Origin of the sequence: Pseudomonas sp. NFACC04-2 (genome assembly GCF_900119265.1) — a bacterium.
Taxonomy (GTDB): domain Bacteria; phylum Pseudomonadota; class Gammaproteobacteria; order Pseudomonadales; family Pseudomonadaceae; genus Aquipseudomonas; species Aquipseudomonas fluorescens_AA.
The window spans coordinates 306828-329746 of sequence record NZ_FPJC01000004.1; the positions used below are offsets into that span (position 1 = coordinate 306828).

General features: G+C 61.0%; 24 protein-coding genes. 10 read left to right on the forward strand and 14 right to left on the reverse strand.

Features of this window, described 5'->3' with window-relative positions:
- Positions 1-30 precede the first annotated feature (30 nt).
- Positions 31-807 carry a gamma-glutamyl-gamma-aminobutyrate hydrolase family protein gene (locus tag BT125_RS07960; protein WP_072405952.1) on the reverse strand — a complete coding sequence of 259 codons (777 nt, stop codon included), beginning with the start codon at positions 805-807 and terminating at the stop codon, positions 31-33.
- A gap of 278 nt (positions 808-1085) precedes the next feature.
- Between BT125_RS07960 and BT125_RS07965 the strand changes: the two genes are divergently transcribed.
- Together BT125_RS07965 and BT125_RS07970 are read left to right on the forward strand one after the other, a co-directional pair.
- Positions 1086-2462 carry a glutamine synthetase family protein gene (locus tag BT125_RS07965; protein WP_025216023.1) on the forward strand — a complete coding sequence of 459 codons (1377 nt, stop codon included), beginning with the start codon at positions 1086-1088 and terminating at the stop codon, positions 2460-2462.
- A gap of 227 nt (positions 2463-2689) precedes the next feature.
- Positions 2690-3325 (forward strand): TetR/AcrR family transcriptional regulator, encoded by a 636-nt coding sequence (locus BT125_RS07970; RefSeq protein WP_072405953.1) that lies wholly within the window; start codon positions 2690-2692, stop codon positions 3323-3325.
- Between the two features lie 138 nt (positions 3326-3463).
- Here BT125_RS07970 and BT125_RS07975 read toward each other — a convergent pair whose 3' ends face one another.
- The 7 genes from BT125_RS07975 to BT125_RS08005 form a co-directional block, all read right to left on the reverse strand.
- Positions 3464-3679 carry a TOBE domain-containing protein gene (locus BT125_RS07975; RefSeq protein ID WP_003177394.1) on the reverse strand — a complete coding sequence of 72 codons (216 nt, stop codon included), beginning with the start codon at positions 3677-3679 and terminating at the stop codon, positions 3464-3466.
- A gap of 25 nt (positions 3680-3704) precedes the next feature.
- Positions 3705-4511, reverse strand: coding sequence for an aliphatic sulfonates ABC transporter ATP-binding protein (gene ssuB / locus BT125_RS07980; RefSeq protein WP_072405954.1), 807 nt, complete (start codon positions 4509-4511; stop codon positions 3705-3707).
- The gene (gene ssuC / locus BT125_RS07985; RefSeq protein ID WP_072405955.1) at positions 4508-5290 is read right to left on the reverse strand and encodes an aliphatic sulfonate ABC transporter permease SsuC; all 783 of its coding nucleotides are present in this window, start codon (positions 5288-5290) and stop codon (positions 4508-4510) included. Before ssuC ends, ssuB begins: the two co-directional genes overlap by 4 nt.
- Before the next feature lie 7 nt (positions 5291-5297).
- Positions 5298-6446, reverse strand: a complete 1149-nt coding sequence (gene ssuD, locus BT125_RS07990; RefSeq protein ID WP_060740150.1) for an FMNH2-dependent alkanesulfonate monooxygenase — start codon at positions 6444-6446, stop codon at positions 5298-5300.
- A 25-nt stretch (positions 6447-6471) separates the two neighbouring features.
- Positions 6472-7437, reverse strand: a complete 966-nt coding sequence (locus BT125_RS07995; protein WP_060740149.1) for a sulfonate ABC transporter substrate-binding protein — start codon at positions 7435-7437, stop codon at positions 6472-6474.
- Positions 7438-7528: 91 nt separating this feature from the next.
- The gene (gene ssuE, locus BT125_RS08000) at positions 7529-8122 is read right to left on the reverse strand and encodes an NADPH-dependent FMN reductase (RefSeq protein WP_072405956.1); all 594 of its coding nucleotides are present in this window, start codon (positions 8120-8122) and stop codon (positions 7529-7531) included.
- A gap of 273 nt (positions 8123-8395) precedes the next feature.
- Entirely contained in the window at positions 8396-9034 is a 639-nt protein-coding gene (locus BT125_RS08005) for a peroxiredoxin (protein WP_072405957.1), read from the reverse strand.
- Positions 9035-9369: 335 nt separating this feature from the next.
- Here BT125_RS08005 and BT125_RS08010 point away from each other — a divergent pair, with 335 nt between their 5' ends.
- Positions 9370-9765, forward strand: a complete 396-nt coding sequence (locus tag BT125_RS08010; RefSeq protein ID WP_072405958.1) for a type VII toxin-antitoxin system MntA family adenylyltransferase antitoxin — start codon at positions 9370-9372, stop codon at positions 9763-9765.
- Positions 9755-10183, forward strand: a complete 429-nt coding sequence (locus BT125_RS08015) for a type VII toxin-antitoxin system HepT family RNase toxin (RefSeq protein ID WP_072405959.1) — start codon at positions 9755-9757, stop codon at positions 10181-10183. The genes BT125_RS08010 and BT125_RS08015 overlap by 11 nt, the downstream gene beginning before the upstream one ends.
- A gap of 118 nt (positions 10184-10301) precedes the next feature.
- Here the strand turns inward: BT125_RS08015 and BT125_RS08020 are convergent, their stop codons facing one another.
- The 3 genes from BT125_RS08020 to argE form a co-directional block, all read right to left on the reverse strand.
- Entirely contained in the window at positions 10302-11624 is a 1323-nt protein-coding gene (locus tag BT125_RS08020) for an OprD family porin (protein ID WP_060740147.1), read from the reverse strand.
- A 470-nt stretch (positions 11625-12094) separates the two neighbouring features.
- A complete protein-coding gene (argA, locus tag BT125_RS08025) occupies positions 12095-13393 on the reverse strand; it encodes an amino-acid N-acetyltransferase (protein ID WP_053126389.1) in 1299 nt (432 codons plus the stop codon).
- 137 nt (positions 13394-13530) lie between these two features.
- Positions 13531-14688 (reverse strand): acetylornithine deacetylase, encoded by a 1158-nt coding sequence (gene argE, locus BT125_RS08030; RefSeq protein ID WP_072405960.1) that lies wholly within the window; start codon positions 14686-14688, stop codon positions 13531-13533.
- A gap of 158 nt (positions 14689-14846) precedes the next feature.
- Between argE and BT125_RS08035 the strand changes: the two genes are divergently transcribed.
- Positions 14847-16214 (forward strand): CYTH domain-containing protein, encoded by a 1368-nt coding sequence (locus BT125_RS08035; protein ID WP_072406114.1) that lies wholly within the window; start codon positions 14847-14849, stop codon positions 16212-16214.
- A 149-nt stretch (positions 16215-16363) separates the two neighbouring features.
- Here the strand turns inward: BT125_RS08035 and BT125_RS08040 are convergent, their stop codons facing one another.
- The gene (locus BT125_RS08040) at positions 16364-16834 is read right to left on the reverse strand and encodes an Lrp/AsnC family transcriptional regulator (RefSeq protein ID WP_072405961.1); all 471 of its coding nucleotides are present in this window, start codon (positions 16832-16834) and stop codon (positions 16364-16366) included.
- 126 nt (positions 16835-16960) lie between these two features.
- On the opposite strand from BT125_RS08040, the gene BT125_RS08045 reads away from it, so the two are divergent.
- The 5 genes from BT125_RS08045 (at position 16961) to BT125_RS08065 (ending at position 21120) form a co-directional block, all read left to right on the forward strand.
- A complete protein-coding gene (locus tag BT125_RS08045) occupies positions 16961-17293 on the forward strand; it encodes a hypothetical protein (RefSeq protein ID WP_072405962.1) in 333 nt (110 codons plus the stop codon).
- 145 nt (positions 17294-17438) lie between these two features.
- On the forward strand, positions 17439-19223 hold the full coding sequence (locus tag BT125_RS08050; RefSeq protein ID WP_072405963.1) for a type IV pilus assembly ATPase TfpB: 1785 nt from the start codon (positions 17439-17441) through the stop codon (positions 19221-19223).
- Positions 19224-19354: 131 nt separating this feature from the next.
- Positions 19355-20275 (forward strand): SPFH domain-containing protein, encoded by a 921-nt coding sequence (locus BT125_RS08055; RefSeq protein ID WP_014340768.1) that lies wholly within the window; start codon positions 19355-19357, stop codon positions 20273-20275.
- Positions 20276-20284: 9 nt separating this feature from the next.
- Positions 20285-20734, forward strand: coding sequence for an NfeD family protein (locus BT125_RS08060; protein ID WP_072405964.1), 450 nt, complete (start codon positions 20285-20287; stop codon positions 20732-20734).
- 68 nt (positions 20735-20802) lie between these two features.
- Entirely contained in the window at positions 20803-21120 is a 318-nt protein-coding gene (locus tag BT125_RS08065) for a DUF2388 domain-containing protein (protein WP_072405965.1), read from the forward strand.
- 177 nt (positions 21121-21297) lie between these two features.
- On the opposite strand, the gene gcvH is transcribed toward BT125_RS08065, so the two are convergent.
- Together gcvH and gcvT are read right to left on the reverse strand one after the other, a co-directional pair.
- A complete protein-coding gene (gcvH, locus tag BT125_RS08070) occupies positions 21298-21681 on the reverse strand; it encodes a glycine cleavage system protein GcvH (RefSeq protein ID WP_072405966.1) in 384 nt (127 codons plus the stop codon).
- Between the two features lie 52 nt (positions 21682-21733).
- Positions 21734-22816, reverse strand: coding sequence for a glycine cleavage system aminomethyltransferase GcvT (gene gcvT / locus BT125_RS08075; RefSeq protein ID WP_072405967.1), 1083 nt, complete (start codon positions 22814-22816; stop codon positions 21734-21736).
- Positions 22817-22919: the final 103 nt, after the last annotated feature.

The window sequence follows — 22919 nt, forward strand, 5'->3', positions numbered from 1 at the left end:
AGGCGTGAGTTTCCTGACGGCTATTAGTCGTCAGGCGTTGTTTGACGCATCCGCGTCGCGTTGTGTTGCCCTTGCTCGGCAGGCATCGCCAAATGCCTGGAAAATCGCAAGGTAGTGCGGGTTAGAGCTTACCTCCCATTCAGGGTGCCATTGCACACCTAAAGCAAAAGCCTTGCCTTCTGGCACCGAAACAGCCTCGATAAGGCCGTCCGGCGCCACGGCTTCGGCCCGCAGCCCAGGCGCCAGGCGCTCGATGCCCTGGCTGTGGATCGAGTTGACCTCAATCAACCGGGGCAGCCCCAGGCCTGCCAGTATGCCGCCAGGCTGGATGTGCACGGCGTGGGCAGGGCCGTATTGGACCTCCACCGCTTGCGTCTCGTCTTCACGATGATCGATGAACGTTCCGACTTCATGAACTTTCTGATGCAGGCTGCCGCCAAAGGCTACGTTCATCTCCTGGAAACCACGACAAATGCCCAGCACCGGGACGCCCGCCTCGACAGCGGCGCGGATCAGCGGCAGGGTGGTGGCGTCCCGTGCAGGATCATGGGCAGTGCCCGGCGCGCTGGCTGGGCCCTGATAGTGAAAAGGTTCTACATTGGAAGGAGAGCCGGTCAGAAGAATGCCATCCAGGGCGTCCAGAATATCGGACGGCGGGAACAGATCCGCCAGGGATGGAATCAGCACCGGCAAGCCCTTGGCGGCTGTCGCGACAGCCCGGGCATATTTATCGCCACTGGTGTGATAAGCATGCAGACCCATCTGCCTGGAGCAGGTGGTGACGCCGATTAACGGCAGGCGAGACATGAAGCACCCCGGTATTATTGCTGTTATGGGTTTGAATCGAGCTTAGCCTTGTTCATTTTTTTACACAACACCCCCGTAAAAAATACAACACGGCCCGCTCAAGCCTGCGGGCGCCAAGGCCCCTAAAGGGAAAAAAACGCCCTAAATTGCCTCAAAAAAGCCCTGCAGGTGCTTTTTTAGGGCAAAAAAGGCCCTGCTTGACTTCGGCATGCCGTTCGGGTTGACTGGCTTTCGAAGAGATCAATGATTGATATTTTTAACAACAAAGGTGTTGCATCATGTCGGTACCCCCGCGTGCCGTTCAGCTTAACGAAGCGAACGCGTTCCTTAAGGAACATCCTGAGGTTCTGTACGTTGACCTTCTGATTGCGGATATGAATGGTGTGGTGCGCGGCAAGCGCATAGAACGCACCAGCCTCCACAAGGTTTACGAGAAAGGCATCAACCTGCCGGCCTCTTTATTTGCTCTGGATATCAATGGCTCGACGGTGGAAAGCACCGGACTGGGCCTGGACATCGGTGATGCTGACCGGATCTGTTATCCAATTCCTGACACCCTGTGCAACGAGCCTTGGCAGAAACGCCCGACTGCGCAACTGTTGATGACCATGCACGAACTCGAAGGCGAACCTTTCTTCGCCGACCCGCGTGAAGTCCTGCGCCAAGTCGTGACCAAGTTCGATGAACTGGGCCTGACCATCTGCGCAGCATTCGAGCTGGAGTTCTACCTGATCGACCAGGAGAACGTGAATGGACGCCCTCAACCGCCTCGCTCGCCGATTTCCGGCAAGCGCCCGCATTCGACACAGGTCTACCTGATCGATGACCTCGACGAATACGTCGATTGCCTCCAGGACATTCTGGAAGGGGCCAAGGAGCAAGGCATTCCCGCCGACGCCATCGTCAAGGAAAGTGCCCCGGCGCAGTTCGAAGTGAACCTGCACCATGTGGCCGATCCGATCAAGGCTTGCGACTATGCGGTCCTGCTCAAGCGCCTGATCAAGAACATCGCCTACGACCATGAAATGGACACCACCTTCATGGCCAAGCCGTATCCGGGCCAGGCGGGCAATGGGTTGCACGTCCACATTTCGATTCTGGATAAAGACGGCAAGAATATCTTTGCCAGCGAGGATCCCGAGCAGAACGCCGCACTGCGTCACGCGATCGGCGGTGTGCTCGAGACCCTGCCCGCGCAGATGGCTTTCCTCTGCCCGAACGTCAACTCCTACCGTCGTTTCGGCGCACAGTTCTACGTGCCGAACTCGCCGACCTGGGGCCTGGACAACCGCACGGTGGCCTTGCGCGTGCCGACCGGCTCGGCCGATGCCGTGCGTCTGGAACACCGCGTCGCCGGCGCCGATGCCAACCCCTACCTGCTGATGGCTGCAGTGTTGGCGGGCGTGCACCATGGCCTGGTCAACAAGATCGAACCCGGTGCGCCGGTGGAAGGCAACAGCTACGAGCAAAACGAGCAAAGCCTGCCAAACAACTTGCGCGATGCCCTGCGCGAGCTCGACGACAGTGAAGTCATGGCCAAGTACATCGATCCGAAATACATCGATATCTTCGTGGCCTGCAAGGAGAGCGAGCTGGAGGAGTTCGAACACTCCATCTCCGACCTCGAGTACAACTGGTACCTGCATACCGTGTAAGCGGTTGCGGCAAAAAAGAAACGCCGCAGGCCTTCGGGGCTGCGGCGTTTTTTGTATTTGGAGGGATGGCCGCCTTCGGCGGATCGCGAGCAAGCCCGCTCCCACACTGTGTTCGGCGATGCCTTCAGCATCCCGGCCACCGCCATCCCCTGTGGGAGCAATGGCAGCCGGGAAGACAACACCGGACCCGACTCGTACAATGCCCGGCAGCCCCGCAGGAGAGCTTCATGACACGCATCGCCACACCCCGCAAACCCCGCGCACGCAGCCAGGCCCGGATCGACACCATTCTCGATGCCGCCCGTACGCTGCTTGCCGCCGAAGGCGTGGCCAGCCTGTCGATCTACAGCGTCGCCGAGCGCGCCGGGATCCCACCCTCTTCCGTGTACCACTTCTTCGCCAGCGTCCCGGCCCTGCTCGAAGCCCTGACCGCCGACGTTCACGCCGCTTTTCGCGCGGGCCTGCAAGCACCGATCGATCATGCCGCGCTGAACCATTGGCACGACCTGTCACGGCTGGTGGAACAGCGCATGCTCGCCATCTACAACCAGGACGCCGCCGCTCGCCAGCTGATCCTGGCCCAGCACGGCCTGACCGAAGTCACCCAGGCCGACCGCCAACACGACCTCGAGCTGAGTGACTTGATGCACAAGGTGTTCGACCACCATTTCGCCCTGCCGCCCCTGCCCGGCGACGTCGATGTGTTCGCCCTGGCCATGGAACTGGGCGACCGTGTCTACGCCCGCTCGATACAGCAGCACGGCCAGATCACCCCACGCATGGCCGAAGAAGGCATGCGGGTGTTCGATGCCTACCTGGGGCTGTACCTGCCGCCCTATTTGCCCAAGCGTGAAGCACCCTGAATCGTGGCGAGGGAGCTTGCTCCCGCTGGGCTGCTCAGCAGCCGCCTTCCAACCTCACCAAAGCGTATTCACAGGCCAGCAGAAAACCAAAAAGCCCCGAAAGGCTCACGCCGTCCGGGGCTACGGGTCACACATCGTTCACAACTTGGCGATAGACACCTCGGTGGATTTGACGAAAGCGATCACTTCGCTGCCGATCGCCAGCTCCAGCTCCTTGACCGAGCGGGTGGTGATGACCGACGTGACGATGCCGGAAGCGGTCTGCACGTCGATTTCCGACAGTACGTCGCCTTCGACGATTTCCTTGATGGTGCCTTTGAACTGGTTGCGTACGTTGATGGCTTTGATAGTCATGGTGTCGATTCCTGTCTGGATGAAGTTATTGCGCCCAACGCAACTGCGTGGGCAAGGGTGAAACGGGTTCGGGGTCCGGCGGTTGGCCGGGCAAGGACAGCACACGGTTGAGGACTTCGGTTTCCAGGCTCGCCAGGCGATGAGAGCCGCGAGCCCGCGGGCGCGGCAGGTCGATGGCCAGGTCGAGGCCGATCTGGCCGTCCTCGATCAGAATCACCCGATCGGCAATCGCCACCGCTTCGCTGACGTCGTGGGTCACCAGCAACACCGTGAAACCGTGCTGCTGCCAGAGGTTTTCGATCAGTTGCTGCATCTCGATACGGGTCAGGGCGTCCAGCGCTCCCAAGGGTTCGTCGAGCAGCAACAGCCGGGGCTGATGAATCAACGCGCGAGCCAGGGCCACCCGTTGCTTCTGGCCGCCGGACAGCGCCGCCGGCCACTCATGGGCGCGGTCGGCCAGGCCCACCGCTTCCAATGCCTGCAACGCTTGCGGGCGCCAATTGCCCTTGAGGCCGAGCCCGACGTTATCGATGATTTTTTTCCAGGGCAGCAAACGCGCCTCCTGGAACATCAGCCGCGTGTCTTCCCGTGCATCGCTCAACGACGCCGAACCGGCCAACAGCTGTCCACCGGTGGGCTGATCGAGGCCAGCCAGCAAACGCAGCAAGGTACTTTTGCCACAGCCACTGCGACCGACCACGGCCACGAACTGACCGGCTGGAATATGCAGGTCGATATCGCGCAATACCTGGCGCGTGCCGAAGGTTTTTTGCAGCTTGCGCACCGCCAGCGGGATGCCACGCAGCAGACGCGGAGGTTGTTGGGCAGTCATGCCACACCTCCCTTGTTCACTTGGTACGCCGGGTGCCAGCGCAGCCAGACCCGCTCAAGCCCGCGAGCGGCCAGGTCGGCCAATTTGCCCAACACGGCGTAGAGGAGAATCGCCAGCACCACCACATCGGTCTGTAGGAATTCCCGGGCATTCATCGCCAGGTAACCGATGCCGGAGCTGGCGGAGATGGTTTCCGCCACGATCAGCGTCAGCCACATGAAACCCAGGGCAAAGCGCACGCCCACCAGGATCGAAGGCAAGGCACCCGGCAGGATCACCTGGCGAAACAGGCTGAAGCCGGACAAGCCGTAGCTGCGGGACATCTCCACCAGCGCCGGGTCGACGTTGCGAATCCCGTGATAGGTGTTGAGATAGATGGGAAATAACGTGCCCAGGGCCACCAGGAAAATCTTCGCCGACTCGTCGATGCCGAACCACAGGATCACCAACGGAATCAGCGCCAGGTGCGGGACGTTCCTGACCATTTGCACGGAGCTGTCCAGCAGGCGTTCGCCCCATTTCGACAAACCGGTGATGAAGCCCAGGGCCAGGCCGATGCCGCCGCCGATCAGGAAACCGACCGCTGCGCGCCATCCGCTGATCGCCAGGTGTGTCCAGATCTCGCCGCTGCGCACCAGGCTGACCCCGGCTTCGATCACCGCCACCGGTGCCGGGAGGATCCGCGTGGACAACCAGCCGGCCGATACCGACAGTTGCCAGACCGCCAGCAACAGCAACGGCACCGCCCAGGGCGCGAGGTTGTGGATGATTTTCTTCATGGCCGCCTCAGCTCTGGGACGCGGCTTTGGGCAGGATGTCGTTGGCGACCATTTCACCGAACGGGCTCACATAACCCTGGCTTTTCGGCAGCTCAGGGCGCTCCACGTCCAAGTGCGGGAACAACAGTTCCGCCACGCGATAGGACTCTTCCAGGTGTGGATAACCGGAGAAGATAAAGGTGTCGATGCCCAGGTCGGCGTATTCCTTGACCCGTGCCGCCACGGTCGGGCCATCGCCCACCAGCGCCGTACCGGCACCGCCGCGCACCAGGCCGACACCGGCCCAGAGGTTGGGGCTGACTTCCAGCTTGTCGCGACGGCCACCGTGCAGGGCGGCCATACGTTGCTGGCCCACCGAATCGAAGCGCGCCAGGGAGGCCTGGGCACGAGCGATGGTGTCGTCGTCCAGGTGGGAGATCAGCCGGTCGGCCGCCTGCCAGGCTTCGGCGTTGGTTTCCCGCACGATCACATGCAGGCGAATACCGAAGCGCACAGTACGGCCCAGCTTCGCCGCCTTGGCCCGCACCTGGGCGATTTTTTCCGCCACGGCCGCTGGCGGCTCGCCCCAGGTCAGTACCATTTCCACTTGCTCGGCCGCCAGGTCCTGGGCGGCTTCCGACGAGCCACCGAAATACAGCGGCGGACGCGGTTGCTGGATCGGCGGATAAAGCAGCTTGGCGCCCTTCACACTGATGTGCTCGCCGTCGTAATCCACGGTCTCGCCTTCCAGCACCCGGCGCCAGATGCGGGTGAACTCCACTGAGGCCTGGTAGCGTTGTTCGTGGTCGAGGAACAGGCCATCGCCGGCCAGTTCGTCCGGGTCACCGCCGGTCACCAGGTTGAACAACGCCCGCCCGCCGGACAACCGGTCGAGAGTCGCGGCCTGACGCGCCGCCACCGTCGGGGAAATGATCCCGGGGCGCAGGGCCACGAGGAATTTCAGACGCTGGGTCACGGGAATCAACGAAGCGGCCACCAGCCAGGAGTCCTCGCAGGAACGCCCGGTGGGGATCAGCACGCCGCCGAAACCCAGTCGATCCGCCGCTTGGGCGACCTGCTGCAGGTAACCGTGATCGACGGCGCGGGCGCCTTCGGCAGTGCCAAGGTAATGGCCGTCGCCGTGGGTAGGCAGGAACCAGAAGATATTGAGGCTCATGGAGTGGTCTCCTAAAGGAATCGAATTACTGCGCGTTCGCAACGGCCGCCGGCGGCGTCCAGATCACGTCCTTGATGCTCAAGGGCTTGGGAATCAATTTGAGCTGGTAGAAGCTGTCGGCGATTTTCTGTTGTGCCGCCACCACTTCCGGTGTGAGGAACAGCGCCCCGTAGCCTTGGCGTTTCACCGACGTCAGGGTGATGTCCGCCGGCAGGCCCAGCAGTGGCGAAACCTGCTTGGTCACGTCTTCAGGATTGGCCTTGGACCACTCGCCCACCGCGCGCACTTCCTCAACCAGCGTCGTGATGACCTGCGGGTGCTTCTGCGCATAAGGTTTGGTGGCGAGGTAGAACTGGTGGTTGTCGACAATGCCCTTGCCGTCACGCAGGGTGCGCGCCTGCAACTGTTGTTCGGCGGCAGCCTGGTACGGGTCCCAGATCACCCAGGCGTCCACGCTGCCCCGTTCGAACGCGGCACGGGCGTCGGCCGGCGGCAGGAACACGGTCTGGATATCGGAATACTTGAGGCCGGCGTCTTCCAGCGCCCGCACCAGCAGGTAGTGGACGTTGGAACCTTTGTTCAGCGCGACTTTCTTGCCCTTCAGGTCTTGCACCGACTGGATGGCCGAGCCCTTGGGCACGAGGATGGCTTCGCTGGTGGGTGCCGGTGGTTCGTAGGCGACATAGAGCAGATCGGCGCCCGCAGCCTGGGCAAACACCGGCGGGGTTTCACCGGTCACGCCAAAGTCGATGGAGCCGACGTTCAAGCCTTCCAGCAGCTGCGGGCCACCGGGGAACTCGGTCCATTGCACGTCCACGCCTTGGGCGGCGAGGCGTTTCTCCAACGAGCCCTTGGCCTTGAGCAGCACTAGGGTGCCGTATTTCTGATAACCGATCCGCAAGGTCTCGGCTTGAGCTTGAGCGATGACGCCGAGGGACACAGCCGCAGCAAACAGAGCGACCAGCCCGCGACGCAAAATGACAGTGCGCATGGCGCCTCTCCTTTTTGCTGTGGGGTTTTGGCTGCACCTGCTAGGCCGTTGGCGGCTGAGTAAGGTGAGTTGAATCAGGGGTGTTCGGGGTTCAAATGCTCCAGCGAGCACTCAGCAAACGTTCGTTCAATACATTGGGGTCAAGCGGCCTGGGCCGACGGGCCATGGCACTGAAAAACTGTTCCAGCGCCTCGTCCAGGCGCTGTTGCAGGGGTGGCGCCAATTGCGCCTGGGCGCTGCCTTCGCCGTAAGCGATCTGGCTGTCTTCGGCAAAGATCCCGTGGAGCATTTCCTGGGCCTTGAGCGCTGACAACACCGGCTTGAGGGCGTAGTCCACCGCCAGCATGTGGGCGATGCTGCCACCGGTTGCCATCGGCAACACCACTTTATGGGCCAGGGCGCGCTCAGGCAGCAGGTCCAGCACGGTCTTCAGCGCGCCGGAAAAAGACGCCTTGTAAACCGGCGTGGCGATCAGCAGGCCGTCGGCATTTTCGATCTGTTGGAGCAGGTCGATCACCTTCGGGCTGTCGAAACGGGCATGGAGCAGATCTTCGGCCGGGAAGTCGCGCACCTGATAGCTCACCACTTCCACACCTTGCTGCTGCAACCAGCGTTGCGAACGTTCCAGCAGCACCCCTGAGCGGGAGCGTTGGCTGGGACTGCCACCGAGTGAGACGACCAACATGCCTACCCTTCCTTAACTGTCACGTGCGATTCGCGGCGGGCGATCTCGCTGCATGGGTCAAACCATAACAGGGGACTCATATATCTTTAAATCATATTTATTCATTTGATTATTCGATTTCTATATATATAATTTCCTTTCCTTGCTGCAATAAAAAAGGCCGTCGAAACGGCCAAAACCCTTGGTGCACAGAAAGCCCAACCTGTGGGAGCGAGCTTGCTCGCGATGGCGCCCATCGCGAGCAAGCTCGCTCTCACAGGTTCAGGTGGTGCGTCAGCGATTGGGTTGCGGGGTCAGGCGCAGGTAAGGCCTCACGGCACGATAGCCCTTGGGAAAGCGCTGCTTGAGTTCCTCTTCATCCTTGAGCGACGGCACGATCACCACTTCATCACCGTCCTGCCAGTTGGCCGGGGTGGCGACTTTGTAGTTGTCGGTCAGTTGCAGGGAATCGATCACCCGCAGGATCTCGTTGAAATTGCGCCCGGTGCTGGCCGGGTAGGTGATGGTCAGGCGAATCTTTTTGTTCGGGTCGATCACGAACAGTGAGCGCACGGTCAAGGTGTCGCTGGCATTGGGGTGGATCAGGTCGTATAGGTCCGACACCTTGCGGTCGGCATCGGCCAGGATCGGAAAATTGACCACGGCGTTCTGGGTCTCGTTGATGTCCTCGATCCACTTGTGGTGCGAGTCCACCGGGTCCACCGAGAGGGCAATGGCCTTGACCCCGCGCTGGGCGAACTCGTCCTTGAGCTTGGCGGTGAGGCCCAATTCGGTGGTGCATACCGGTGTGAAGTCCGCCGGGTGAGAAAACAGCACACCCCAGCTGTCGCCTAGCCATTCGTGGAAGCGAATCTTGCCGGCGCTGGAATCCTGTTCGAAGTCGGGGGCGATGTCGCCGAGTCTGAGGCTCATGGTGCGGCTCCTGGATGGGGTTGTTGTGAGCCCAACTTTGCACCGGTTTCGATTTCTTTAAAAAGAATAAATATCCATTTATCTAGATCATTAGAGTATATAAAAAACTGTTCACTGGCGCCATTTTGCATACCGGCCCAAGATCGTCACCGAGGTTCGAGAAGGCCTCGAGTTGCTGAAAGAGGAGAAGTTTCGAGGAAGGCTACAGGGGTGGGCCTGACTCGAAAACGTAAAAGCCCCGCCCGGCGCGTTGCCGGGCGGGGCTTTTTTTGTTTTGTATCCACACTAAGGAAATTATTGACGCGATTTCAGGACGAGCGGCTAGGATAGGCAACATGAACACTCAAGCCTTGTTGACTCATCTGCAAAACCAACTCCCTGGTCTGCTGGCGGTTTACCTGTTTGGTAGCCATGCACAGGGCACCGCCGGGCCTGACAGTGATGTCGATTTGGCTGTGCTCTTGTCCGGCGAGGTTGACCCTGTGTCGTTATGGCAGCTTTCAGGGGATTTGGCGGATATCGCTGGCAGTCCGGTGGATCTGGTTGACCTACGTGCGGCAACCACCGTCATGCAATATCAGATCGTGACCCGAGGCCAGAGACTCTGGGCCAGAGACGTACAGGCCGGGTTATTCGAAAGTTTTGTTCTCAGCGAGAAAACAGCCTTCGACGAAGCTCGAGCAGGCTTGCTCAAGGATATTCAGGAAGAAGGCATCGTGTATGGCCGATGATGTACTGATCAATAAAGCAGCGAGTATCGAGCGTTGCGTCGCCAGGGTGCGGGAGGAATATGAGAAGAATCCCGCTACGTTTGCCACCGACTTCACTCGCCAGGATTCGGTCGTTCTGAACATCCAGCGTGCATGTGAAGCGGCACTGGATATGGGCCAGCATTTGATTCGCCGTGAGCGACTGGGCGTCCCACAAAGTGCGCGGGACGTGTTCGAGTTGCTTTTTCAAGGGGGCTGGGCCGAGGAAGGCCTGGTTAAAAACCTGAAGAACATGGTTGGCTTCAGAAACATCGCCGTGCATGACTACCAAGCCCTGCAATTGCCGATCATGGTCGCAATCATTACCGGCCATCTGGACGATTTCCTGGCATTCAGTGCGTTCGTCCTGCGTAAGGACGCGAGGGAGTCGGCGTCATAGCGCTGGGTCGTAGCGGCAGAAGGAGCAAGGGATAGAGCTTGCTACCTGCCGCCGAAAACGCAAAAGCCCCGCCCGGCGTGTTGCCGGGCGGGGCTTTTTCGTCACGCGAACGCGTTACTTACAGCAGCGGGATCGAGTAGCTGACGATCAGGCGGTTTTCATCCTGGTCGCGCTGACCTGGGATGTCGTTGCGCCAGGTGGCGTTTTTCCACATCACGCCAACGTTCTTCAGCGCACCTTCCGGTACGACGTAGCCAACAGTGATGTCACGTTCCCACTCGGTCTTGTCACCGGTGGCGTGGTCGATGTTGTCGCCGCGCAGGTAGATGACGCCAGCGGTCAAGCCAGGAACACCGAGCTTGGCGAAGTCGTACGAGTAGCGACCCTGCCAGGTACGTTCACCGGCACGGGCGAACTTGGCGATTTGCATGTCGGTGGTCAGGTAAGCCGACGAACCGTCGCCCTGGTTCAGCCAAGGGAAATCGCTGTCGCCGTTGCTCGCCTGGTAACCACCACCAAAGGTGTGACCGGCAACGGTGTACAGGAACAGCCCGCTGTACAGGTTGTTGTCGACTTTGCCCTTGGTGACGCTGCCGCCATAGTAGCCAGTGGTGTAGTAGGTGGAGTCATGACCATTGGCGCCGTCGCTGCGGCTGTTGAAATAACGCAGGTCGGACTTCAGTACACCCGGGCCGATGGCCCAGTTGTGGATCAGGCCCAGGAAGTGTTGCTTGTAGAAATCTTCCAGGTTGCCGTAGTAGTACTGGGCAGTCAGGTCCTTGGTGATTTTGTAGTCACCGCCACCGTAGATGAACTTGTTGCTGTCGCGACCGCTGGCGGTACGACCGTTCGCACCGGCAATGGACAACTCCTCATTGTTGCTGGAGTTACGACCCTTGGCGTGCTCGATCTGGCCGCCGACGAGCGTCAGGTCCTTGATCTCGTTTGAGGTGATCTGGCCACCCTGGAAGGTTTGCGGCAGCAGACGACCATCGTTGGTCACGATGACCGGCAGTTTTGGCTGCAGGGTGCCCAGCTTCAGCTCGGTCTGGGAGATCTTCGCCTTGGCGGTCAGGCCCAGGCTGGAGAAGTTATCCACCGCTTCACCGTTGGACTTGCTCGGGAAGACCGTGCCGCCGTAGCTGTTATTGGAGGCACCGTTGGTACCGCCGCCCGAATCCAGCCTGATACCCAGCAGGCCGATGGCATCGATACCGAAGCCGACGGTGCCTTGGGTGTAGCCGGAAATGAAGCGCAGGTCGAAACCTTGGCCCCATTCTTCAGACTTGTTCGTTGTAGCAGCCGAATCACGGTTATCCGTGTTGATGTAGAAGTTACGCAGACCCAAGGTAGCCTTGCTGTCTTCGATAAAACCGGCGGCGCCTGCCTGCTGCGCCAAAACCCCAACGGCCACAGCCAGGGCCAAGGTAGACTTGTTCATGCTTCGCTCCTCTCGTTTTCTAATTCTTGTGTGTCTTTGGTTCCGGATCGAACGCCCGGAATCCGCGGATGCGCGATTAGCGCCAAACCGTGACTAACAAGTCAATCGTAACCATTTGTGACTACGACCATGGTCTAACCCTGCGACACCGGCCCGCAGGATAATGGATTCTCTATAAATCCAAAAAGAATTGTTTCATTAGTTTTCAGCTCGTTTTGACATATAGGTGCCATTAAAGCGTCATCAAGCCGTGACAAGGCTTATCGGCGTTATCGAGGATTACTGAATGGTGTTTTGTCGGGCTTTTGCGAGGGCCGCTCATCCTGCGGCGAAATAGGCTCCGTCGCCTCCAATGGCTTCGATCAGGATCACGACGGCTCGCGCACGGTGCGATCTTGAGCGTTCCAGACTAGCTGCTCATTGTCTGAAATCAAGAAGATCGCGAGCCGCGCAAGGGTTCAGGTCGGGCTCTACAGCGCTTTTTCGAAGATCTTCGAATTACGCTGGTAGTTGTAGAGCGACGCCCGCGCTGCCGGCAGGCGGTCGACGCTGCTGGGCTCGAAACCGCGTTCGCGGAACCAGTGGGCGGTCCGGGTCGTCAGTACGAACAGCGTCTTGAGCCCTTGGGCGCGGGCCCGGGTTTCGATTCGCTCCAGCAGTTCATCGCCCCGGCCACCATGACGGTATTCCGGGTTCACCGCCAGGCAGGCCAGTTCCCCGGCATCCGAATCGGCGATCTGGTACAGCGCCGCGCAGGCGATGATCATGCCTTCGCGCTCGACCACGCTGAACTGTTCGATCTCGCGTTCCAGCACTTCGCGGGAGCGACGCACCAGAATCCCCTGCTCTTCCAGCGGGCTGATCAGGTCCAGCAGGCCGCCGACGTCTTCGATGGCCGCTTCGCGCACCACCTCGAATTGCTCCTGGGCCACCAGCGTACCGCTGCCATCGCGGGTGAACAATTCAGCCAGCAGCGCGCCATCCTCGGCATAGCTGACGATATGGCTGCGTGCGACGCCGCCACGACAGGCCTGGGCCGCCGCATCCAGCAGTTCGGCCTGATAGTCGCTGCCCAGGCGTTGCATGTGGCCCGGGACCTGTTGCGGGCGCAATTCCCGAACCAGCCGTCCGTCCTCGCCGATAAGCCCTTGCTCGGCGCCGAACAGCAACAGCTTGTCGGCCGCCAGATCGATGGCCGCACGGGTGGCGACGTCTTCACAGGCCAGGTTGAAGATCTCCCCAGTGGGCGAATAACCCAACGGCGACAGCAACACGATGGAGCGCTCGTCCAGCAGGCGGTTGATGCCTTTGCGATCGACCCGGCGCACTTCACCGGTGTGGTGATAATCCACGCCTTCGAGCACGCCGATGGGACGCGCGGTGACCAGGTTGCCGCTGGCGACCCGCAGCCGCGAGCCCTGCATGGGCGAGGAGGCCATGTCCATGGACAGGCGTGCCTCGATGGCGATGCGCAACTGGCCGACCGCGTCGATCACGCACTCCAGGGTCGCCGCATCGGTGATGCGCATGCCGTGGTGGTAATGGGGCGTCAGGCCCCGTGCCGCGAGGCGGGTCTCGATCTGCGGACGCGAACCATGAACCAGTACCAGGCGCACGCCGAGGCTGTGCAGCAGTACCAAGTCATGGACGATGTTGCCGAAATTGGGGTGTTCCACCCCGTCGCCGGGCAGCATGACGATGAAGGTGCAATCACGGTGGGCGTTGATGTAGGGCGAAGCGTGACGAAGCCAATTGACGTATTCGGGCATGAACCTGGACCTGTAATAAATAACAGCCAAAAAAAGACGAAACAGAACGCACAACGGGCTGGTGGTTATCGTCGGAACAGGCTTGGCGACACGCGCGCTCTCCTCATGTGATGAATACGGGCCCGCAAGGGCACAATTTAACCGGCCGTGGCCGGCGTCAGGCAGTAATGGCCGATCAACTGCCGCAACAGTTGTACGGTAGGTTGCAAACGTGACATTTCAAGGTACTCGCCCGGTTGGTGGGCACAGGCGATATCGCCGGGACCGAGCACCAGGGTTTCGCAGCCAAGGCGCTGAAGATAAGGCGCTTCGGTGCCGAACGCCACTGCTTCGGCGCGATGGCCGGTCAGTCGTTCGGCCACACGGACCAACTCGGCGTCCTCGGCTTGCTCGAACGGCGGCACTTCGGGAAACAGCGGCGCATAGTCGATCTTGACCTGGTGCCGCTCGGCAATCGGCTCCAGCTTCTGCCGGATCGCCGCCCGCAGCACTTGCGGGTCCATGCCCGGTAACGGGCGCAGGTCGAATTCCATGGAGCACTGGCCGCAGATCCGGTTGGGATTGTCGCCACCGTGGATGCAACCGAAGTTCAGGGTCGGTTGTGGCACGCTGAACTGCGGATTACGGAATTCACGCTGCCATTGCAGGCGCAGGCCACGCAGTTCGCCCATGGCATCGTGCATGGCTTCCAAGGCGCTGTGGCCCAGGCGGGGATCGGACGAATGGCCGCTGCGCCCGAGAATGTCGATGCGCTCCATCATCACGCCTTTGTGCAAGCGAATCGGTCGCAGGCCGGTCGGCTCGCCGATCACCGCCGCGCGCCCCAACGGTCGGCCGGCATCGGCCAGAGCCCGGGCGCCGGACATGGAGCTTTCTTCGTCACAAGTCGCGAGGATCAGCAGCGGTTGCTTGAACGGTTGGTCCAGCAGCGGCTTGACCGCTTCGATGGCCAGGGCGAAAAAACCCTTCATGTCGCAACTGCCCAGGCCCACCCAACGGCCATCGACCTCGGTGAGCTTCAAGGGATCGGTCTGCCATAACGCACCGTCGAACGGCACCGTGTCGCTGTGGCCAGCCAACACCAGGCCGCCGGGACCACTGCCGAAACTGGCCAGCAAATTGAATTTGCCGGGGCTGACCTGCTGGACATCGCAGGAGAACCCCAGCTCGGTTAGCCAGCCTGCCAGCAGCTCGATCACGGCACTGTTGGACTGGTCGAGCCCAGGTTGGGTACAGCTGACCGAAGGCGTGGCGATCAGGGCAGCGAATTGATCTTTCATGGACGGCAAAGGCATCGCTGACTCCAGGCTTACAGATTGATGTCCATCATAGAACCATCCGGCGCAAGGAAGAAACCGCCGCGGGGCGCAGGATGGACGAGTCCTGTACACTGCACGGCCTTGGCAGCCACACCTTCCCCCGGCTGCGCACCCGATCCCTGGATTTTCCGGCCATGCAGAAAGAAACCGAAATCAAACTCCGCGTCAGCCGCGAGACCCTGGCAGCCTTGCGCGAGCACCCGCTGCTGAAAAAACGCAACAAGAGTGGCTGGGAACGCCACGAATTGATGAACCAGTATTTCGACACGCCAGAGCGCGACCTGGCCCGGGCCAAGGTCGCCCTGCGCCTGCGTCGCGACGGTGAAGAGGTGATCCAGACCCTCAAGACCCGCGGCCAGAGCGTCGCCGGCCTGTCCGAACGCAACGAATACGACTGGCACCTGCCCAAGGCCAAGCTCGACCTGAAAAAGCTCGACGGCGAATGCTGGCCCGAGGCCCTGGCCGAACTGGACAAGAAAACCCTCAAGGCCATCTTCACCACCGATTTCGTCCGCGAACGCGCTGAAATCGCCTGGGGCCGTGGCAAAAGCAAGGTGGTCATCGAAGCCGCCCTGGACCTGGGCCACGTCGTGGTCGGCAAGCAGAAGGAAGAAATCTGCGAGCTGGAGCTGGAGCTGCGTGAAGGCGAGCCCGCCGCCCTGCTGGAACTGGCCGCCGAGCTGGCCGTAACCCTGCCATTGATGCCCTGCGACATCAGCAAGGCCGAGCGTGGCTATCGCTTGCATGACGCGGGCAGCTACGCCTTGAGCCTGCCGGCCCCGCAGTTGACCGCCGAAACGCCGCTGGATGACGCCTTCGCCGCGCTGAGCTGGCATTTGCTCGGCAGCAGCCAACGCCTGGCCGAACAGTACCGTTTCAACGGCCACTGGCGCCTGCTGCAGGACTGGGTGGAAAACCTCGCCGAACTGCGTGCCCTGCTCAGCAGTCTCGGCCAGGCCGCGCCGCGCCAATCGACCCACGACCTGCGCCTGGCCCTGGATGCGTTGCTGGAAGACTGGCGTCCGCTGGTCCAGGCGGGCCTGGACGACGAAGACGTGCGCAAGGCCGCGCCAGAACAATTCCTTGAAGAGCTGCAAGACCCGCGCTGGGGCTTGTTCTCCCTCAACACTTCACGCTGGCTGCTGGCCCGCAGCTGGGCCGCCGAGCGCAACACCCGTGGCAATCGCCAGGGCGCGGCGCAACTGGGCAGCTGGCTGCCGCGTCTGCTGAGCGAAGAATCCTCGTCCCTGCAATTGCAACGCTATCAGCAGCAGCCGGAAGACCTCGCCGAGCAACTGCCGCGTATCGAACGCATCCAGGCCTGGCTGCACCACGCCCGTCATGTGCTGGAGATCCCGGAAATGGATCGCCTTTACGGTGAACTGAACAAGCTGGCGCAACTGGCCAACCAACCCATCACCGACGAAACCCTGGATGCACGCAAGCAGCAGGCGATAGCGGTGTACCAGAATCGGGCCTGGAAGACTTTGCTGCGGCTGTAACTCAACATTTGCGGCGCCCGGAATGTCGCCTTCGCGAGCAAGCCCGTTCCACAATGGTCTCCTTTGGTTCATACATTGTGTGTTCATTGAAGATCAGGGTGGGAGCGGGCTTGCTCGCGAAGGGGCCGGCACATTCAACTTAGGTTGACCTAGCGCAGCACCGGCAAACTCGTGGTCGACTTGATCTCCGACAGCGCCACGATCGAATTCACTTCCTGGATCCCCGGCACCATCGACAGCTTTTCGAAAAAGAATCGCTCATACGCCTCGATGTCCGCCGTGACGATGCGCAGCAGAAAATCCACCGATCCCATCAACACGTAACACTCCAGCACTTCGGGGAAGCCGCGAATCGCCTCGGTGAACTCGGTGAAGTTCGAACGGCCATGGGCGTTGAGTTTCACTTCGGCGAAGATCTGCGTGTTGAGGCCGATTTTCTTGCGATCCAGCAACGTCACCTGACCGCGGATGATCCCCTCCTCCTTCATCCGCTGGATCCGGCGCCAGCACGGCGATTGAGACAAGCCGACCTGCTCGGCGATTTGCGCACTGGACAGCGACGCATCCTCTTGCAGCAACGCCAGTATCCGGCGGTCGTAGCCATCCAGCTCGCTTTGCATAAACAAACCCAGAATTAATTATTTTGAGAATCAAGCGATTCGAAAAAACGCCGCAGCCACTCATTTTAGATAAGAAATACCCCGCGACACATGTAAATATTTCTCCCGCACTCCAGGAGACCACCCATGCTCGAAGCCGTTGCCACAACCACGACCCGCGCCGACGTCTGGCACGCCGCCAATGCCCATTGCCGAGTGCAGTATCAGATGCTGGCCGAGGCCGAACCGGACCTGCTGTGCCGGGCGTTGAACCTGTTTGCCTTGCAGGGCCTTACCCCACGGCACGTGCGCGTCGAGCGCCTCGACGATCTGCTCTCCCTGGACATCGGCCTGGATGGGCTGAGCTGGCACCGAGCCCAGGTGATCGCTGAAAAATTACGTAACCTGATCGGCATGTGCTCGGTGGACCTGCAAAGCGCTGAATTTACGAGGGTTGAGCCGACCCAGGCGACCGGTTGAGCACCCCATGGGCAAGACCTGGTAACGCATTGGTCGGGTAGTGGCCCAACGGACCACGGGGTCGGGACTATTCTTTTGCAGACCGAGCGAGGACGCCGAAGCGTCTGTATCGCGGCTTTGCTGCAATTGTCCAATAGGAACCCGCATGTCCACCAAACACGCCACTCAGGACCGCTGGCTGGACCTCAATGATCTGCTGCGCCAACTGGTCACCCAGGGCTTCATCAGCCAGGATTCGGCCGAAACCGCGCTCAACGCCCGCCGGCGCCACAGCGCCAATAGCCAGCTGCATCCGCTGGAGTTCATTGCCAACCAGCACCTGGACGATCTCAGTCGACCCGGCAAGCGCCTGGACCTGGAGAACCTGACCCTGTGGTTGTCCCAGCAGGCCGGCCAACCCTACATGCGCATCGACCCGCTGAAAATCAACGTCGCGGCCGTCACGCCCTTGATGTCCTATGCCTTTGCCCAGCGCCACAAGATCCTCGCGGTAGCGGTCGATCGTGATGCCGTCACCGTTGCCAGTGCACAGCCCTACGTCAGCAGTTGGGAAGCCGACCTGACCCACGTGCTCAAGCTGCCGATCAAGCGGGTGGTCGCCAACCCGGTGGATATCCAGCGCTTGAGCGTGGAGTTCTATCGCCTGGCCAAATCGGTCAGCGGCGCCACCACGGTCGATCAGCAACCGAGCAACCTGAGCAATTTCGAACAGTTGCTCAACCTGGGGGCCAGCGACCAGGAACCGGACGCCAACGACGCTCACATCGTCAATATCGTCGACTGGCTGTTCCAGTACGCCTTCCAACAGCGGGCCAGCGATATCCACATCGAACCGCGCCGCGAGCAAGGCACCGTACGGTTTCGCATCGACGGGGTGCTGCACACGGTCTATCAGTTCCCGCCGCAGGTCACGATGGCGATCGTCAGCCGCCTCAAGAGCCTGGGGCGGATGAACGTCGCGGAAAAACGCAAACCCCAGGACGGCCGGGTCAAGACCAAGACCCCGGACGGCGGCGAAGTGGAGTTGCGCCTGTCGACCTTGCCCACGGCGTTCGGCGAGAAAATGGTCATGCGGATCTTCGACCCGGAAGTGCTGCTCAAGGATTTCGACCAGCTCGGCTTCTCCGCCGACGACCTGCGCCGCTGGCAGGACATGACCCGCCAGCCCAATGGCATCATCCTGGTGACCGGGCCTACCGGTTCCGGCAAGACCACCACCCTCTACACCACCCTCAAGAAACTGGCGACGCCGGAAGTGAACCTCTGCACCATCGAGGACCCGATTGAAATGGTCGAGGCCTCCTTCAACCAGATGCAGGTCCAGCACAACATCGACCTGACCTTCGCCGCCGGGGTACGGGCACTGATGCGGCAAGACCCGGACATCATCATGATCGGCGAGATCCGTGACCTGGAAACCGCTGAAATGGCGATCCAGGCGGCGCTGACCGGGCACCTGGTGCTGTCGACGCTGCACACCAACGACGCGCCGAGCGCCATCAGCCGCCTGCTGGAGCTGGGTGTGCCCCATTACCTGATCAAGGCCACCGTGCTCGGGGTCATGGCACAGCGGCTGGTGCGCACCCTGTGCCCGCAATGCAAGGCCCCGCTGGCCCTGGACGAAGACGACTGGCAGACCCTGACACGGCCCTGGCAGGCACCGCTGCCGAGCAATGCCCAACAGGCCGTCGGCTGCCTGGAATGCCGCGACACCGGTTACCGCGGCCGCGCCGGTGTCTACGAAATCATGCAACTGACCGACAGCGTCAAGGCCTTGATCCACCCCGACACCGACCTGCTGGCTGTGCGCCGCCAGGCCTTCAAGGAAGGCATGCGCAGCCTGCGGCTGTCGGGGGCGCAAAAGGTGGCGGCGGGCTTGACCACTGTCGAGGAAGTCCTGCGCGTGACACCGCAGAGTGAACAGAAGTAGCGATGGCGAGAGGCTGTGGGAGCAAGGCGCCTGCATCGCGAGCAAGCTTTGCTCCCACAGAGTGAGGATAATGGCCGCTTGCCCTACACTCAGGGCTCGCAGGTCCATCTCAATTCGCACAGGGAACCGTCATGCAGATCGGTAGCGTACTTTTACTTTTCATCGGCCTGGTGGTCGCCATTCTCTTCATGGGCTTCAAGGTCGTGCCCCAGGGCTACCAATGGACTGTCGAGCGATTCGGTCGCTACACCAACACCCTCAAGCCCGGCCTGAACATCATCATCCCGGTGATGGATCGCATCGGGCGCAAGATCAATGTCATGGAAAGCGTACTGGACATCCCGCCCCAGGAAGTGATTACCGCCGACAACGCCACGGTACAGATCGACGCCGTGTGTTTCTTCCAGGTGGTCAATACGGCCCAGGCGGCCTACGAGGTCAACAACCTCGAACACGCCATCCGCAACCTGCTGCAAACCAATATCCGCACCGTGCTGGGGTCCATGGAGCTGGACGCGATGCTGAGCCAGCGCGACGGCATCAACGAAAAATTGCTGCGCACTGTCGATGAAGCCACGGCGCCGTGGGGCATCAAGATCACCCGGATCGAGATCAAGGACATCAGCCCCCCGGCCGACCTGATGGCCGCCATGTCGGGGCAAATGAAAGCCGAACGGATCAAGCGTGCCCAGATCCTCGAAGCCGAGGGCCTGCGAGCGTCGGCGATTCTCACCGCCGAAGGCAAGAAGCAGGCGCAGATCCTCGAGGCCGAGGGCAGCCGCCAGGCGGCGTTCCTGGAGTCCGAGGCCCGCGAGCGCCAGGCGCAAGCCGAAGCGTTGGCCACCCAGGTGGTATCCCAGGCCATTGCCGATGGTAACGTCCAGGCCGTGAACTACTTCGTCGCGCAGAAATACATCGATGCATTGGGCAAACTGGCATCAGCCAACAACAGCAAGGTGATCCTGATGCCACTGGAAGCCAGCCAGGTCATCGGAGCGGTCGGCGGCATCGGCGAGATCGTCAGGGCCACCTTCGACAGCAAGAAAGCCTGAGGCGCGCGTATGTGGGGATTCCTGCAACACATGTCGTACTGGGACTGGCTGGCGCTGGGCGTCATCCTGCTGATCCTTGAAGTGTTCGGCGCCGGTGGTTACCTGCTGTGGATCGGCATAGCCGCCGCGGCAGTCGGCGTGCTCACGTTCATCCTGCCGCAGATGCCATGGGAAATGCAGTTCCTGTTGTTCGGCCTGTTCGCCATCGCCACGGCGCTGTACTGGTGGCGGCGCCAGCGCAGCGCCGTGCGCCAAAGCGATCAGCCGCTCCTGAACCTGCGCGGGCAGGAACTGATCGGCAAGGTCTTCCTGGTGCATGAAGCGATTGTCGATGGCCGTGGCAAGATCAAGGTGGCCGACAGTGTCTGGCTGGCCAAGGGGCCCGAGTCGTCCGTTGGCACGCGGGTCAGGGTGGTGGCGCAGGAGGGCGCGGTGCTGCGGGTGGAACAGGCTGACTGACAAGTCATGGAACTGAATCGAGACGCAGGTAATCCAACGTCATAGTTAACCCAGTGGAGTCACCTATCATGCGTCTCAAACTTGCTGTCGCTACCGTAGCCTTGCTGTCTCTTCCTGTTGGCTCGGCAATGGCCGACACGTTTTGGCGTAACGTCATCTCGTCCGGTGCGACCACCGGTTCCACCTACCTGACCTTCAAGGATCACAAACTGATCGTCGCCGCCCAGGACGATGCCGGCAGCTTCGTCGCCAGTGATGGCGGTATCCGTGGCCCTTACCTGGAAGCGGCGATGCAGAAAGTGCGTGCCGACAACCCAGGCCTGCAAGCCACCGACATGGAACTGGCCAACGCGATCCTGGCGAAAAACGCCGTCGCCCAGGACTGATGCCCGGCCAATAAAAAATGCCGCTCGATGAGCGGCATTTTTTTGCCTGGTGATAATCCCAAGGCTATCCCCCCCTGTGGGAGCGAGCTTGCTCGCGATAGCGGAGTGTCAGCCTACATCAATGCTGCTGATCTAACGCTATCGCGAGCAAGCTCGCTCCCACAGGTGCAGTCGTCCTTATTCGCCGATGGCAGCCTTGTAACCCGCCGCGTCCAGCAACTTGTCCAGTTCAGACTTGTCGCTTGGCTTGAGCTTGAAGATCCAGGCACCGTACGGATCGGAGTTCAGCAGCTCAGGCGAACCGCTCAGCTCTTCATTGACCGCAATCACTTCGCCTGCGATCGGGGAATAGATATCGGAAGCGGCTTTGACCGACTCAACCACACCGGCCTGGTCATTTGCGGAAAAAACCTTACCGACTTCAGTCAGCTCGACAAACACCACATCGCCCAAGGCTTCCTGCGCATGATCGCTGATGCCCACAGTGACGGTACCGTCAGCTTCCAGGCGTGCCCACTCATGGCTTTCGGCAAAACGCAGTTCGGCAGGGATATCACTCATATTCTGTGTCCTCAATAGAAAGTGTCAGCGGCCAGCGGCCCGCCGCAAAAGGTTAGATCAGGGTTTTGCCATGGCGGACGAAGGTCGGTTTGACCACCCGTACCGGGTACCACTTACCACGAATTTCTACCTCGGCACGGTCAGCGGTTGCCATCGGAACACGTGCCAGGGCGATCGACTTGCTAAGCGTAGGAGAAAAACTACCACTGGTGATCTCCCCTTCGCCAACATTGGCGATGCGAACTACCTGATGGGCGCGCAAAACACCCCGCTCTTCCAGCACCAGCCCGACCAGTTTGTGCTGCACACCACTGGCAAGCTCGGCTTCCAGCGCACTGCGCCCGATGAACTGACGGCTCGCCGGTTCCCAGGCGATACTCCAGGCCATGTTCGAGGCCAGCGGTGAAACATCCTGGTGGATATCCTGGCCGTACAGGTTCATGCCGGCCTCCAGACGCAAGGTATCGCGGGCGCCGAGGCCGATGGGCGAAATGCCAGCGCCGACCAGGTCGTTGAAGAAACTCGGGGCCTCCTGGGCGGGCAGGACGATCTCCAGGCCATCTTCGCCGGTATAGCCGGTCCGGGCGATGAACCATTCGCCGTCGACGCGCCCTTCGAAAGGCTTGAGTTGCTGGATGATTTGCCCACGGGATTGTGTGACCAGCTCGGCAATCTTCTGCCGGGCGTGGGGGCCCTGGATCGCCAGCATCGCCAGCTCGGGGCGCTCATGCAGTTGCGCGTCGTAGTCACCGAGCTGTGCCTGCATCCAGGCCAGGTCCTGATCGCGGGTCGAGGCGTTGAAGACCAGGCGATAACCGTCCTCGACACGGTAGATGATCATGTCGTCGACGATGCCGCCGCGTTCATTGAGCATCGCGCTGTACAAGGCACTGCCTGTGTCTTGCAAGCGGTCGACGTCATTGGCCAGCAAGCGCTGCAGCCAGACCTTGGCCTGGGAGCCGGCGACGTCGATTACGGTCATGTGGGATACATCGAACACACCACAGTCGCGACGCACCTGATGGTGTTCTTCGACCTGCGAGCCGTAATGCAAAGGCATATCCCAACCGCCAAAATCGACCATCTTCGCGCCAAGGGCGAGATGAAGGTCATACAGAGGCGTACGCTGTCCCATGGGTTTCTCCTTCCGGGCTTGGCGAAGGTGCGGACGGGCACTGCGTAGCGCGAACGTCTGGAAAAAGGAGTTTTCTGACGTTCTCAGTTGCCCGGTCCGACAG

Coding starts and splice junctions, on each gene's coding strand:
- BT125_RS07975 (WP_003177394.1), bottom strand. CDS start 3,679: ATGACTATCAAAGCCATCAACGTACGCAACCAGTTCAAAGGCACCATC.
- BT125_RS07960 (WP_072405952.1), bottom strand. CDS start 807: ATGTCTCGCCTGCCGTTAATCGGCGTCACCACCTGCTCCAGGCAGATG.
- BT125_RS07965 (WP_025216023.1), top strand. CDS start 1,086: ATGTCGGTACCCCCGCGTGCCGTTCAGCTTAACGAAGCGAACGCGTTC.
- BT125_RS08050 (WP_072405963.1), top strand. CDS start 17,439: ATGTCCACCAAACACGCCACTCAGGACCGCTGGCTGGACCTCAATGAT.
- BT125_RS07970 (WP_072405953.1), top strand. CDS start 2,690: ATGACACGCATCGCCACACCCCGCAAACCCCGCGCACGCAGCCAGGCC.
- gcvT (WP_072405967.1), bottom strand. CDS start 22,816: ATGGGACAGCGTACGCCTCTGTATGACCTTCATCTCGCCCTTGGCGCG.
- BT125_RS08010 (WP_072405958.1), top strand. CDS start 9,370: ATGAACACTCAAGCCTTGTTGACTCATCTGCAAAACCAACTCCCTGGT.
- BT125_RS08040 (WP_072405961.1), bottom strand. CDS start 16,834: ATGCAAAGCGAGCTGGATGGCTACGACCGCCGGATACTGGCGTTGCTG.
- ssuB (WP_072405954.1), bottom strand. CDS start 4,511: ATGACTGCCCAACAACCTCCGCGTCTGCTGCGTGGCATCCCGCTGGCG.
- BT125_RS08065 (WP_072405965.1), top strand. CDS start 20,803: ATGCGTCTCAAACTTGCTGTCGCTACCGTAGCCTTGCTGTCTCTTCCT.
- ssuE (WP_072405956.1), bottom strand. CDS start 8,122: ATGTTGGTCGTCTCACTCGGTGGCAGTCCCAGCCAACGCTCCCGCTCA.
- BT125_RS08045 (WP_072405962.1), top strand. CDS start 16,961: ATGCTCGAAGCCGTTGCCACAACCACGACCCGCGCCGACGTCTGGCAC.
- ssuC (WP_072405955.1), bottom strand. CDS start 5,290: ATGAAGAAAATCATCCACAACCTCGCGCCCTGGGCGGTGCCGTTGCTG.
- ssuD (WP_060740150.1), bottom strand. CDS start 6,446: ATGAGCCTCAATATCTTCTGGTTCCTGCCTACCCACGGCGACGGCCAT.
- gcvH (WP_072405966.1), bottom strand. CDS start 21,681: ATGAGTGATATCCCTGCCGAACTGCGTTTTGCCGAAAGCCATGAGTGG.
- BT125_RS08015 (WP_072405959.1), top strand. CDS start 9,755: ATGGCCGATGATGTACTGATCAATAAAGCAGCGAGTATCGAGCGTTGC.
- BT125_RS08055 (WP_014340768.1), top strand. CDS start 19,355: ATGCAGATCGGTAGCGTACTTTTACTTTTCATCGGCCTGGTGGTCGCC.
- BT125_RS07995 (WP_060740149.1), bottom strand. CDS start 7,437: ATGCGCACTGTCATTTTGCGTCGCGGGCTGGTCGCTCTGTTTGCTGCG.
- argE (WP_072405960.1), bottom strand. CDS start 14,688: ATGCCTTTGCCGTCCATGAAAGATCAATTCGCTGCCCTGATCGCCACG.
- BT125_RS08035 (WP_072406114.1), top strand. CDS start 14,847: ATGCAGAAAGAAACCGAAATCAAACTCCGCGTCAGCCGCGAGACCCTG.
- BT125_RS08005 (WP_072405957.1), bottom strand. CDS start 9,034: ATGAGCCTCAGACTCGGCGACATCGCCCCCGACTTCGAACAGGATTCC.
- BT125_RS08060 (WP_072405964.1), top strand. CDS start 20,285: ATGTGGGGATTCCTGCAACACATGTCGTACTGGGACTGGCTGGCGCTG.
- BT125_RS08020 (WP_060740147.1), bottom strand. CDS start 11,624: ATGAACAAGTCTACCTTGGCCCTGGCTGTGGCCGTTGGGGTTTTGGCG.
- argA (WP_053126389.1), bottom strand. CDS start 13,393: ATGCCCGAATACGTCAATTGGCTTCGTCACGCTTCGCCCTACATCAAC.